The sequence below is a fragment of the Aquicoccus sp. genome (genome assembly GCF_041686535.1).
Classification (GTDB): Bacteria; Pseudomonadota; Alphaproteobacteria; order Rhodobacterales; family Rhodobacteraceae; genus Aquicoccus.
The window spans coordinates 1-12,331 of the sequence record NZ_JAWLDS010000089.1 but is presented as its reverse complement, the minus strand read 5'-3'; the positions used below and the strand labels follow the sequence as shown (position 1 = coordinate 12,331).

At 62.9% G+C, this 12,331-nt stretch carries 10 protein-coding genes and 1 tRNA gene; 2 read left to right on the top strand and 9 right to left on the bottom strand.

What is annotated here, in order from left to right; translation table 11 throughout:
- Positions 1-699, top strand: a 699-nt coding sequence (gene rocF, locus ACESL9_RS14560) for an arginase (RefSeq protein WP_372675053.1), incomplete at its 5' end; no start/stop codon positions are given.
- 5 nt (positions 700-704) lie between these two features.
- On the top strand, positions 705-1,823 hold the full coding sequence (locus ACESL9_RS14555; protein WP_372675052.1) for an ornithine cyclodeaminase: 1,119 nt from the start codon (positions 705-707) through the stop codon (positions 1,821-1,823).
- On the opposite strand, the gene ACESL9_RS14550 is transcribed toward ACESL9_RS14555, so the two are convergent.
- The 9 genes from ACESL9_RS14550 to hydA all read right to left on the bottom strand — a co-directional run.
- A complete protein-coding gene (locus ACESL9_RS14550; RefSeq protein ID WP_372612631.1) occupies positions 1,812-2,066 on the bottom strand; it encodes a hypothetical protein in 255 nt (84 codons plus the stop codon). The two genes, ACESL9_RS14555 and ACESL9_RS14550, sit on opposite strands and share 12 nt — an antisense overlap.
- Before the next feature lie 425 nt (positions 2,067-2,491).
- On the bottom strand, positions 2,492-6,178 hold the full coding sequence (locus ACESL9_RS14545) for a vitamin B12-dependent ribonucleotide reductase (protein ID WP_372612633.1): 3,687 nt from the start codon (positions 6,176-6,178) through the stop codon (positions 2,492-2,494).
- Between the two features lie 671 nt (positions 6,179-6,849).
- Positions 6,850-6,926: transfer RNA gene (locus ACESL9_RS14540), tRNA-Pro, on the bottom strand.
- Positions 6,927-7,033: 107 nt separating this feature from the next.
- Positions 7,034-8,026: an ABC transporter substrate-binding protein gene (locus tag ACESL9_RS14535; RefSeq protein ID WP_372612635.1), complete on the bottom strand. Its 993-nt coding sequence runs from the start codon at positions 8,024-8,026 to the stop codon at positions 7,034-7,036.
- Between the two features lie 56 nt (positions 8,027-8,082).
- Positions 8,083-8,889 carry an ABC transporter permease gene (locus ACESL9_RS14530; protein ID WP_372612661.1) on the bottom strand — a complete coding sequence of 269 codons (807 nt, stop codon included), beginning with the start codon at positions 8,887-8,889 and terminating at the stop codon, positions 8,083-8,085.
- Between the two features lie 122 nt (positions 8,890-9,011).
- Positions 9,012-9,941 carry an ABC transporter permease gene (locus ACESL9_RS14525; RefSeq protein ID WP_372612663.1) on the bottom strand — a complete coding sequence of 310 codons (930 nt, stop codon included), beginning with the start codon at positions 9,939-9,941 and terminating at the stop codon, positions 9,012-9,014.
- 135 nt (positions 9,942-10,076) lie between these two features.
- Complete coding sequence (locus ACESL9_RS14520) at positions 10,077-10,865, bottom strand: ABC transporter ATP-binding protein (RefSeq protein WP_372612637.1); 789 nt, start codon at positions 10,863-10,865, stop codon at positions 10,077-10,079.
- Positions 10,862-11,290 (bottom strand): VOC family protein, encoded by a 429-nt coding sequence (locus tag ACESL9_RS14515; protein ID WP_372612639.1) that lies wholly within the window; start codon positions 11,288-11,290, stop codon positions 10,862-10,864. Before ACESL9_RS14515 ends, ACESL9_RS14520 begins: the two co-directional genes overlap by 4 nt.
- A partial coding sequence (hydA, locus tag ACESL9_RS14510) for a dihydropyrimidinase (RefSeq protein WP_372675051.1) occupies positions 11,287-12,331 on the bottom strand: 1,045 nt, incomplete at its 5' end. The genes hydA and ACESL9_RS14515, both read right to left, overlap by 4 nt.

Below are 12,331 nucleotides of genomic sequence, written 5' to 3'. Positions count from 1 at the left end.
GCGCTGATCGGAGCGGCGCGCGCGGCCATGGCGGCGGGCCTGCCGATCTTCATGGGCGGCGATCACGCGCTGTCGCTGGGCAGCGTCGCCGGGGTGGCGGCCCACGCGGCCGAGGCCGGTCGGCCGCAATTCGTGCTCTGGCTCGATGCGCATTCGGATTTCCACACGCCCGAAACCACGCAAAGCGGCAACCTGCACGGCACGCCGCTGGCCTATGTCACAGGGCGCCCGGGGTTCGAGGGCTTCCCGCCGCTGCCCGCAGCGATTCCCGAAGAGAATATCTGTATCATCGGGCTGCGCTCGGTCGACGGGGCCGAGCGGCAGGCATTGATGGCCTCGCGCATCCGCTGCCATGACATGCGCCACATCGACGAGCATGGCATCGCCCGCCCGCTCGCGGCATTTCTCGACCGGGTGGCGGACGCGGGCGGCGCGCTGCATGTCTCGCTCGACGTGGATTTCCTCGACCCGGGCATCGCGCCGGCGGTGGGCACGACCGTGCCGGGCGGCGCCAGTTTCCGCGAGGCGCACCTGGTGATGGAGATGATCCATGACAGCGGGCTCATGACCTCGCTCGATCTCGTCGAACTCAACCCGTTTCTCGACGAGCGCGGGCGCAGCGCGCAAGTCATGGTCGATCTCGCCGCCTCGGCGCTGGGGCGACAGGTATTCGATCGACCGACCTATGCGAAAGGATGAAGATCATGGCACAACCCTCTGACAAGGCGCTGGTTCCCTTCGTATCGGTCGATCACATGATGGGGCTTGTCCATCACCTGGGGATCGAAGAAGCGCTGCGCGGGCTGGCCGATTACATCGAGGCCGATTTTCGCCGATGGGAGAAGTTCGACAAGTCCCCGCGCGTGGCGAGCCATTCGGATGTCGGCGTGATCGAGTTGATGCCGACCAGCGACGGCGAAGCCTATGGGTTCAAATACGTGAACGGCCACCCCAAGAACACGAGCGAGGGGTTGCAGACCGTCACCGCCTTTGGCCTGCTGGCGGATGTCTACACCGGCTATCCGGTGCTTCTGAGCGAGATGACGCTCCTGACGGCACTGCGCACGGCGGCGACCTCGGCCGTGGCGGCGAAATACCTCGCCCCCGACGGCGCGCGCTGCATGGCGATGATCGGCAACGGGGCGCAGGCGGAATTCCAGAGCCTGGCGATGAAGGCGATCTGCGGCATTGATACGGTGCGGCTCTACGACATCGACGCCAGCGCGACGCGAAAGGTTGCGCGCAACCTCGCGGGGGCCGGGCTGCGGGTCGTGGAGTGCAAGAGTGCCGAAGAAAGCATAGAGGGCGCGCAGATCATCACCACCTGCACCGCAGACAAGCAATATGCCACGATCCTGACCGACAACATGGTGGGCAGCGGCGTGCATATCAACGCGATCGGCGGCGATTGTCCGGGCAAGACCGAACTTGCGCCCGAAATTCTCTATCGCTCTGATATTTTTGTTGAGTTTCCGGAACAGACCCGAATCGAGGGCGAGATTCAGCAGATGGCCCCGGATCACCCGGTGACCGAACTCTGGCAGTTGATCAGCGGCGCGGTTCCGGGAAGACGCGGTTCGGACGCTATCACGCTGTTTGACAGCGTAGGATTCGCGATCGAGGATTTCAGTGCGTTGCGGTTCCTGCGCGATGCGATCGCGGGTTCGGGTTTCTTCACGCCGCTCGACCTTCTGGCCGATCCCGACGATCCGCGTGATCTCTTCGGGATGCTGCGCCGGGCCGCCCCGAGATCGGTGCGGCCCGGCCAACCCCCTGCCGCCTTGGGGCCGACAGCAAGGGGAAGTACCCCGTCAGTCGGTTGACGGCGCCTCCATCAAGCCCATGTCCTGTGCGGCCTGAACCTCGGCCTCATCAAGCACTCCGTCGGCGTTGGAATCCATCGAGTTGAAATCCTCGATGGTGATTTCGGGGTTCACCGCCTGAACCTCCTGCATTGTCAGAAAGCCATCGCCGTTGGCGTCCGCCTCGCCTATGCCCTGCCCGACGGCAAGCGCCGGCGTCATCAGGAGCGAGATGGCGGCCAGGCTGGGAATGCGGATTTTCATATCGTGATCTCCTCTTTTGGTTGATGAAGGTCGCTGCCTTCGGGGACCATGGAGCAAAGCGCCCCCCGGATTGGAAACCGGTCCTGCGACGTGGGCCGGTTTCAGGCTGTTTGCCGCCGGTTGGCGCCTTGCATCGGGCGGAGACCCGCCGGGCAAAATCCTGCCACCCTCGGTTGCGCGGATCTCTTCGCATTCCAGCATCGGATTCAAGCAAGGTCCTGCCGGACAGGCCGGCATGGCCCAGTGCGGCGGCAGGTCGCACATTGCCAGGCCCGCAGGTCCAGGGAGAATCGCGGAAAAGAAAAGAGGGGGGCCGAGAGACCCCCCTTTCAGTTTCGCCGTCCAGGCTCACTCATTGATCACCGCCCGGTTTGTTGCCTGCGGCCTGAACGACGCCAGGGGCGAGCGCACCCGCCCCGGAAGTTTTAGCTACACCCGCTTGTCGCGCCGCAGGTGTTGCATTTCATGCAGGTGCCGTTGCGCACCAGCGTGTAGTTGCCGCATTCGCCGCACGCCTCGCCCTCGTAGCCCTGCATCCGGGCCTTGGAGCGCGCGTCCATCGGGACGGTGCCCGAGGTCATCGCCGTCGTTGTGGTGGTGGTGGCCATGGCGGCGCCCGCCGCCCCGGCGGTTTCGGGCACCAGCGTGTTGAGCGTCGTCACCGGATCGGACCCGTTCAACGCCGTGCCCCCGACGGCCTGACCACCCTGGAGCACCACGAGTTCCTGGGGCAGGCGCTTGCGCAGGTAGCCGGTGGAGCTGATCTGCTTGAGCACTTCGAGCGAACGCGAGGCGGCGGTTTCGGACATCTCCTTGATGTTCGAGACGCCCTCTTCCTCACCCCGGCCCAGGTCATCGAAGGATGCGCCTTGCGGTTTGACATGCGCCAGATCGGTCCGGTCGAGATAGCTGACGGCCAGTTCGCGGAAGATGTAGTCGAGGATCGAGGTGGCGTTCTTGATGCTGTCATTGCCCTGCACCATGCCCGCCGGTTCGAACTTGGTGAAGGTGAAGGCATCGACGAATTCCTCGAGCGGCACGCCGTATTGCAGGCCGACGCTGACCGCGATGGCGAAATTGTTCATCATCGCGCGGAAGCCGGCGCCTTCCTTGTGCATGTCGATGAAGATCTCGCCAAGCTGGCCATCCTCGTATTCGCCGGTCCGCAGGTAGACCTTGTGCCCGCCCACGATCGCCTTCTGTGTATAGCCCTTGCGGCGCTCGGGCATCTTTTCGCGGTTCGAGCGCACGATTTCCTTGATCACCACCTTCTCGACGATCTTTTCGGCCAGCGTCGCGGCCTTTTCGTGGCTCGAGCCGCTTTCCAGCACCTCCTGCGCGTCCTCGTCGTCCTCGACCAGGGCCGCTGCCAGCGGCTGGCTGAGTTTCGAGCCGTCGCGGTAGAGCGCGTTGGCCTTGACGCCCAGTGACCAGCTGAGTTCATAGGCTTTCTGGCAATCCTCGATGGTCGCGTCGTTGGGCATGTTGATCGTCTTGGAGATGGCGCCCGAGATGAAGCTTTGCGCAGCGGCCATCATGTGGATATGAGATTCGGTGCCGAGATAGCGCTTGCCGGTCTTGCCGCAGGGGTTGGCGCAATCGAAGACATGATAGTGCTCTTCGCGCAGATGCGGCGCGCCTTCGAGCGTCATGGTTCCGCAGACATGGTCGTTGGCCGCGTCGATATCGGCGCGCGAGAACCCGAGATGCCGCAGCAGGTCGAAAGTGGGATCGTTGAGCTTCTCGGCCGGGATGCCCAGGGTTTCGGTGCAGAACTCGGCGCCCAGCGTCCACTGGTTGAACACGAAGCGTATGTCGAAGGCACTGCCCAGGGCGGCCTCGACCTTTTCGATCACACGCGGGGTAAAGCCATGGACGGCCAGCGAGCCATGGTTGATCGCGGGCGCCTGGCCCAGTGAGCCGTGGCCCACCGCGTAGGCGATGATCTCTTCGATCTCGGCCGGGCCATAGCCCAGCTTCTCAAGCGCGGCGGGCACCGACTGGTTGATGATCTTGAAGTAACCGCCACCGGCGAGCTTCTTGAACTTCACCAGCGCGAAATCCGGTTCGATCCCGGTGGTGTCGCAATCCATGACGAGGCCGATCGTGCCGGTGGGGGCGATGACCGAGACCTGTGCATTGCGATAGCCATGCGCCTCGCCCAGCTTCAGCGCCTCGTCCCAGACGGCCATCGAGAGATCGACAAGCCCGGCCTCGGGGCAGTTGGCATGGTCCAGCGGCACGGGTTTGACGGCGAGATCTTCATAGCCGTCGGTCGCGCCATGGGCGGCGTTGCGGTGGTTGCGGATCACGCGCAGCATGTGATCGGCGTTGCGCGCGTAACCCGGGAAGGCGCCCAGTTCGCCCGCCATCTCGGCCGATGTGGCATAGGAGACGCCGGTCATGATCGCGGTGAGCGCACCGCACATCGCGCGACCCTCGGGGCTGTCATAGCCAAGTCCCATGTTCATCAGGAGCCCGCCGATATTGGCATAGCCCAGCCCCAGCGTGCGGAAGTCATAGGATCGCTGCGCGATCTCTTTCGACGGAAACTGGGCCATCAGGACCGAGATTTCCAGCGTCACGGTCCAGAGCCGGGTGGCATGCATGTAGTCCTCGGCCTGGAACTCTCCGTCCTTGAGGAAGGTCAGCAGGTTCATCGAGGCGAGGTTGCAGGCCGTGTCGTCGAGGAACATGTATTCCGAGCACGGATTCGAGCCACGGATCGCGCCGTCCTCGGGGCAGGTGTGCCAGGCGTTGATCGTGTCGTGATACTGGATGCCCGGATCGGCGCAGGCCCATGCGGCGTGGCCCACCTGTTCCCAGAGGTCGCGCGCCTTGATCGTCTTGGCAACCGTCCCGTCGGTGCGGCGAATGAGCTCCCAATCGGCGTCGTCCCTGACGGCCTTGAGGAAGGCATCGGTGACTCGGATCGAGTTGTTCGAGTTCTGGCCGGAGACAGATGCGTAAGCCTCGGAATCCCAGTCGGTGTCATAGGTCGGAAACTCGATCGAGCCATAGCCCTGGCGCGCGTAATCCAGCACCCGTTTGACATAGGTTTCGGGGATCGCGACCTTCTTGGCATCGCGGATCGCCGCTTTCAACCCGGCGTTGACCTTGGGGTCGGTCGCGTCGTCCAGCGCGCCGTCCCAGGCGCGGATTGCCGCGAAGATGCCGTTGAGCTTCTGCTCGTGCATCTTGGAGCCTGCGACGATGCTCGCAACCTTCTGCTCCTCCTTGACCTTCCAGTTGATGTATTCCTCGATGTCGGGGTGGTCGGCATCGACGATCACCATCTTGGCGGCGCGGCGCGTGGTGCCGCCCGACTTGATCGCGCCCGCCGCGCGGTCGCCGATCTTGAGAAAGCCCATCAGGCCCGAGGATTTCCCCCCGCCCGAGAGCGTTTCGCCCTCGGCGCGCAGGCTCGAGAAATTGGTGCCGGTGCCCGAGCCGTATTTGAAGAGCCGCGCCTCGCGCACCCAGAGATCCATGATGCCGCCATCGCTCACCAGATCGTCAGCGACGGACTGGATGAAGCAGGCATGCGGTTGCGGATGCTCGTAGGAGCTTTTCGACTTGGTGAGCTTGCCGGTCTTGTAATCGACATAGTAGTGCCCCTGCCCCGGGCCGTCGATTCCATAGGCCCAGTGCAGACCGGTGTTGAACCATTGCGGGCTGTTGGGCGCGGCCATCTGGGTGGCCAGCATGAAGCGCATCTCGTCGAAATAGGCACGCGCGTCTTCCTCGGTCGAGAAATAGCCGCCTTTCCAGCCCCAATAGGCCCATGCCCCCGCGAGCCGGTCGAACACCTGCTTTGCCGAGGTCTCGCCACCTTTTTCGACATCCTGGCCATCGGCAACCGAGCGCCATAGAAATTCGGGCACGCCCTTTTCCGCGACGCGCTTGACTCGCGTCGGCACGCCGGCCTTGCGGAAATATTTCTGCGCGATCACGTCCGAAGCGACCTGGCTCCAACCCGCCGGCACTTCAACTTCATCGAGCCGGAACACGATCGTGCCATCGGGATTGCGGATCTCCGAAGCGGTCGTGACGAAGTCGATCTCGGCATATGCATCCTGCCCAGCCTTGGTGAATTTTCTCTCGATTTTCATTGCTGCCCCATTTATCTCAGCTTTCAGGTCCCTTCGCGCTCCCACGTTCTGCGGGCAGCGCACCGATCCAGGAAACGACAGGGCGAACTCGACCTCTCACAGCCCGAAAACAGGGGTTGCGAGCCACCGCGGCCCGGCACGGAGCCGGACAGTTCCAGACTTTCTGTTTTTCCCTGCCTGTCCCTCACGGGCCACTATATGTTGTGCCCTCTCGACCGGCCTACACAAACTGGCGTAGAGCCCCCCTAATCGTCAACTGCTTTATTTTCAAAACTGGCCGATTTTGCGGTTGACCGTGACCGAAGCACAAAATCCGGTCGAGCCAGATGATTCATCCATAGGGCGAGTCGATTGGTGGACTGGGAAAGCTCGAAAATGGATGCTGCCTGAAAGGGCTTGAATCTGGGATGGTTATCGACCGACATTCAATATCTGCACGGCCCCCAGAATCGAAACCGCTTCGGATCGGCCGTGTTGGATTGGTCTTGCAAGAAAAATTCCGACCAGGCGACAAGTGTCATAAAATCGACACAGCGGAGCCGGTGTGGATGCTGCAAAAGCGATTCTCCGGACCTGCCTTGGGCTTTGCCGGAACTGTGCTTGCAACCTTTACAGAGGCTTTGGGAACTGTCCGATCACGGTGTGGTAACATTGGCGGCTGCTCTGCCGCGTGGTCGGGGCGGCGAGATTCGAACTCACGACCCCCTGTACCCAAAACAGGTGCGCTACCAGACTGCGCCACGCCCCGAACCGGCCATGTGTCTAGCCGCGCACCTTGGCCTTGTCCACAGCGAATGCACCACAAAAAAGGCCCCGGTACGCAACCGGGGCCGATTTGACATTATCACGCGCCAATCAATCGAGCGCGACGTCTGAAATCTCATGCGTCCAGGCGCCCTCGGGTTCCTCGGTGATGACCGGGTCCGAGCCGCCCGACAGCAGCGAGGCCACCGTGCGCTCGTAGTCGGCGGGATCAAGCGCCCCGTTGGAGCCTGCCGTGAGCTTGGCGATCTCGCCCATCATCCGGGTCTGGTGCTTCTCGGTCTGTGCGCCCGTCTCGTCATTGTCGAGCACGATCATCGCGGCTTCGTCGGGATTTTCCTGGGCCCATTTCCAGCCCTTCATCGAGGCCCGGACAAAACGCACCATCTTGTCCTTGAACTCGGGATCTTCAAGGTTTTCCTCAAGTACGTAAAGCCCGTCTTCGAGCGTGGCGACGCCCTGATCCTCGTATTTGAATACGACCAGTTCCTCGGGTGTGAGGCCCGCGTCGATGACCTGCCAATACTCGTTATAGGTCATGGTCGAAACGCAGGCCGCCTGCCCCTGCAACAGCGGATCGACGTTGAAACCCTGCTTGAGCACCGTCACGCCGTCCTCGCCACCGTCGGTGGAGATATCCAGTTGGCTCATCCAGCTCAGGAACGGGAACTCGTTGCCGAAGAACCACACGCCCAGCGTCTTGCCCTTGAAATCGTCGGTCGTCTCGATGCCGGCATCCTTGCGGCAGGTCAGCATCATGCCCGAGCTCTTGAAGGGCTGGGCGATATTCACGAGCGGCAGACCCTTTTCGCGCGCGGCAAGTGCCGCGGGCATCCAGTCGACCATTACGTCGGCACCACCGCCGGCGATCACTTGGGTCGGCGCAATATCCGGCCCGCCCGGCTTGATCGTGACGTCGAGGTCTTCCTCTTCGTAGAATCCCCGATCCTGGGCGACATAATAACCTGCGAATTGTGCCTGTGTCACCCATTTGAGTTGCAGCGTCACATCGTCGGCGGCCTGTGCCAGCGACGCAGCCAGCGTCATTGCGCCGGCCATGATGGCTGTTGTCTTCAATCTTTTCATTTTTCCCTTGGCTCCCTGTTGAGTTGCTGTTTGCTTCTGAGGTTTCCTTGCCTGTCTCAGCCCCGTTGCGAGGGGTGCCAGAACGTGACCCCCTTCTCTATCATTGCAAGACTACCATAAAAGGCGCTGCCCACGATGGCAGCCACCACAATCTCTGCCCAGACGATGTTGAGTGCAAGCTGCCCCACCGATGTCGAGATACGAAAGCCCATCCCAAGCGTGGGCGAGCCGAAGAATTCAGCCACGATTGCACCGATCAGCGCCAGTGTCGATGAAATCTTGAGCCCGTTGAAAATGAACGGCATTGCCGCGGGCAGACGCAACTTGAAGAGCGTCTGGCGGTAGGACGCCGCGTAGGTGTGCATCAGGTCGCGCTGCATCGCCGTGGTCTCGGAGATTCCCGCGACTGTGTTGACCAGCATCGGAAAGAACACCATCGCCACCACCACGGCCGCCTTCGACTCCCAGTCGAAACCGAACCACATGACCAGGATGGGCGCGGTGCCGATGATCGGAAGGGCCGCGACGAAATTGCCCACGGGCAACAGGCCACGCTTGAGAAAGGGCGAACGGTCAATGGCGATCGCGGTCAGGAAGGCGGCACCACACCCCATCACGTAACCGCTCAGCGCCCCCTTGACCACGGTCTGCACCATGTCCGCCCATAGGAGCGGCATCGAATTCGTTATCGTGGACCCGATCGCCGAGGGCGGCGGCAGGATGACGAACGGCACCTCGAGCGCGCGCACCGTCACCTCCCAAAGGACCAGGATAAGCACCCCCAGCAGGATCGGCGCCGCCAGCCGCGCCCAACGCTGCGTCTTGAAATGCTCGGCCAGCGCGCGAATGGTGAACCAGCCCATGACGACGGCGGCAAGCGCGATCGCAACACCTGTCAGGCCCGAGCCGTCCGCGAGCGATAATCCCAGGGTGGACAAGAGCACGAACCCCGGAAGGCTCACCCCAAACGATCTTGCTGCCGCATTCATGGCTGCATCCCCATCCGTTTCAATGTCCTGCGCTGGATCAGCCCGATCGTGCCCACCAGGAGTGCGGCCAGGATCGCGGCGGCGAAGAGCGCCGACCAGATCTGGATGGTCTGCCCGTAATAGGACCCGGTCAGCATTCGCGCCCCCAGGCCGCGCACCGCACCGGTCGGCAACTCACCCACGATGGCACCGATGAGCGAGGCCGAGATGCCGATCTTGAGCGAGGCGAAGAGATAGGGCATCGAGGCCGGCAAGCGCAGTTTCCACAGGGTCTGGCCCCGCGTGGCGTTATAGGTGCGCATCAGGTCAAGCTGCATCATGCCCGGGGCGCGCAACCCCTTGACCATGCCGACGACCACCGGGAAAAAGCTCAGATAAGCCGAGATGATCGCCTTTGGGATCAACCCCTGAAGGCCGACCGAGTTCAGCACCACGATAATCATCGGCGCCAGCGCCAGGATCGGAATGGTCTGGCTGGCGATGGCCCAGGGCATCACGCTCATGTCCATGGCGCGCGAATGGACGATCCCCACCGCCAGGATTATGCCCAGCCCGGTGCCGAACACGAAGCCCAGAAGCGTGGCCGAAAGCGTGATCCAGCCGTGGAAAACCAGGCTGCCCTTGGTCATGCTTCGCCCCGAGAGCACCATCGCACCCGTGGTGTTCCACAATTCGGCGACCACCTGATCGGGCGATGGCAGGCGCGGGCGGTCCTGCCCGAACGCGCCCGGCCACAGCGTCGGATTCTGTACCGCCAACGCGATCCCACCCAGTTGCAGCCGCTCGGACGCGGTGGCGGGCGTGACCTCGGCCCCGGCCCGCTGCGCCTGTTGCGTGGCCTCGTGCATGTTCATGGGAATGCAAAGCAGATACCAAAGCCCGATGATCGCTGCGACAACGGTGAGGATCGACAGGATGTTTCGCATCATCGCACGCACCCTCCCCGTCCTTCATCTTGCTTTAAATACTCAAATGCCCGGCCGATCCGATGGCACGGCGTTTTCGAGTATTTCCGGGGAGATGAAGGAGCATGATGCCGCATCCCGGGCTGCAGGGTCGGTTCAATCCTCATAGGCATGCCCCGCGCGAAGCCCCTCGCGGACACGGTGGGCGATTTCGAGGAACTCGGGCGTGTCGCGGATGTCGAGCGGGCGATCGCGCGGGAGCGTATTCTCGATCACATCCGTGATCCGCCCCGGGCGCGGCGACATGACCACGATCCGGGTCGAGAGATAGACCGCCTCGGGGATCGAATGGGTGACGAAGCCGATCGTCTTGTGGGTCTTGTCCCAGAGCCGGAGCAATTGTTCGTTGAGATGGTCGCGCACGATCTCATCGAGCGCACCGAAGGGCTCGTCCATCAACAGGATGTCGGCATCGAAGGCCAACGCGCGGGCGATGCTGGCACGCTGCTGCATCCCGCCCGAAAGCTGCCACGGGAATTTCTTGCCGAAGCCTTCGAGGTCGACCAGTTGCAGCACGCGGTCGATCCGCTGGCGCATCTCGGATTTCGAGAAATCCATGATCTCGAGCGGTAGCCGGATATTGCCCTCGATGGTACGCCACGGGTAAAGCCCTGCGGCTTGGAACACGTAACCATAGGCGCGGGCGCGGCGGGCCTCGTCGGGGGTCATGCCGTTGACGGTAACACTACCGCCGGTGGGCTCTTCGAGCGCGGCGATGACCCGCAGGAAGGTCGTCTTGCCACAGCCCGATGGGCCGATGAAGCTCACGAAATCGCCCTTCATGATGTCGAGGCTCACATCCTTGAGGGCATGGATCGGCCCGTCATTGGTCTGGAAGGTCAGATCGAGGTTCTTGGCCTGGATCACGGGGGTCTTGTCGTTCACGCGCGGCGCTCCCACAGTTTCGGTTCGGCAAATTCAATGCTGTTTCCAGCCGGATCGCGCAGGTAGACCGAGCGCGCGCCGTTGGGCCATTCGAAATCGGCCTCGATCTCGATCCCGGCGGCTTCGATCCGCGCACGCCAGTCGTCTAGTGCCGTGCGCGGCACGTTGAAGCACAGGTGCCCCGGCCCGGTCGCCCCATGGGGCGGCACCGGCAGCGCGGTATCCGACGAGGGCGGAATCCGCGTCTCATGCGCCACGAAGAGGAGCACGATGGTCTCGCCCGCGCGATAGAAGATATGGCGCGGGTCATGGCGCACGACCTCTTCGAGGCCCAAGAGATCGCCGTAAAACCCCGCCGCCGCGTCGAGGTCATCGACATAGAGCGCGGCTTCGAGAACGCCGGATATGGCCGGGGTGTCACTCATACGCCGCTGGCCGGGATGCCGGTGCGCTCTACCGGGCGCGGGGCGGTGAGGTCTTTCCACCGCGAAAGCGCGCGATTCACCGGCGCGTTGGGTTCACGGGCGACGAACTTGCCATGGCCTTCCTCGTTGCGCATCTCGCCATCCATCACCGCGACCTGGCCACGGGTCAGCACATAGCGCGGCAGGCCCTTGACGTGCTGGCCCTCGAACACGTTGTAGTCGATCGCCGACTGCTGGCTGGCGGCGGTGATGGTCTTCTCTTTCTCGGGATCGAGCACGAGGATATCCGCATCGGCGCCAACGAGGATCGCACCCTTTTTCGGGTAGCAATTCAATATCTTGGCGATGTTCGTTGATGTGACCGCAACGAATTCGTTGGGGGTGAGTCGCCCGGTCCCCACACCATGCGTCCAGAGCATCGGGATGCGATCCTCGAGCCCGCCAGTGCCGTTGGGGATCTTGGTGAAATCGCCAACGCCATAGCGTTTCTGCTCGGTAGTGAAGGCACAGTGATCGGTCGCCACCACCGAGAGCGAGCCGGATTGCAGCCCGTTCCACAGGCTGTCCTGGTGCATCTTGTTGCGGAAGGGCGGTGACATCACGCGGCGCGCGGCGTGGTCCCAATCCTTGTTGAAATATTCGCTCTCGTCGAGGGTCAGGTGCTGGATGAGCGGCTCGCCCCAGACGCGTTTGCCCAGCATCCGGGCGCGGCGGATGGCTTCGTGGCTTTCCTCGCAGGAAACATGCACCACATATAGCGGCGCCCCGGCCATGTCGGCGATCATGATGGCGCGGTTGGTGGCTTCGCCCTCGACCTGGGTCGGGCGGGAATAGGCATGAGCTTCGGGTCCGGTGTTGCCCTCGGCCAGAAGTTTCGCGGAAAGTTCGGCCACCACGTCGCCATTCTCGGCATGGACCATGGGCGTGGCCCCCAGTTCCGCAAGGCGCTGGAAACTGGCGTAAAGCTCGTCGTCATTGACCATGAGCGCGCCCTTGTAGGCGAGGAAGTGCTTGAAGGTGTTGATGCCGCGCTCGCGCACC